A 718-nucleotide genomic window follows, 5' to 3' on the forward strand; every position below is an offset into this window, starting at 1 on the left:
TCACGGTCGCCCCGCTCGCGAACGACACCAGCTCGGGCCGCGAGCCGCTGCGTCTCGGACGCGTCAACGAGGTGCCGGGCGCGACGGTCCTGCCCGACTTCCCGAACAAGACGTTCAGCTTCACCGCCGAGGCTCCCGGCACCTACTACGTGCTCTATCTCGCGACGGCGGGACCCGAGAACGGCGAAGGCATCGTGCGCGTCGACGTGCTCGAGGCGAGCGAGGCCGATCTCCCGCCGGTGGCCGTCCGCGACGTCGCGCTGCTGCCGACCGGCGGCGACGTGCTGATCGGCGTGCTCGCGAACGACATGGATCCGGCCGGCGGCATCCTCGTCGTGCAGTCGGTCTCGATCGAGGACAACAGCGGCATCTCGGTCTCGGTGATCAACCACGAGACCCTCCGCATCACCGACCAGGGATCGCTCACCGACCAGGCGCGCATCAAGTACCGCATCTCGAACGGCTCGAAGTCCGCCGAGGGCGAGGTCGTCGTGATCTCGATCCCCGCACCGGACCAGATCCTCCAACCCGACGCCAACGACGACACCGCGATCGTCCGCGCGGGCGACGTCGTCACGATTCCCGTGCTCGACAACGACACGCACCCCAACGACGACGTGCTGCACGTCTCGCCCGAGCTCATCGAGCCGTTCGTGGACCCGGAGGACGGCGAGGCGTTCGTCTCGCAGGACCAGGTGCGCTTCAAGGCGGGGCCCGA

At 68.9% G+C, this 718-nt stretch carries 1 protein-coding gene; it reads left to right on the plus strand.

The window, feature by feature from the left end; genetic code table 11:
* A partial coding sequence (locus tag DW306_RS21150; RefSeq protein ID WP_240747015.1) for an Ig-like domain-containing protein occupies positions 1-718 on the plus strand: 718 nt, incomplete at both ends.

Source organism: Microbacterium sp. K24, from assembly GCF_004794465.1.
GTDB lineage: Bacteria > Actinomycetota > Actinomycetes > Actinomycetales > Microbacteriaceae > Microbacterium.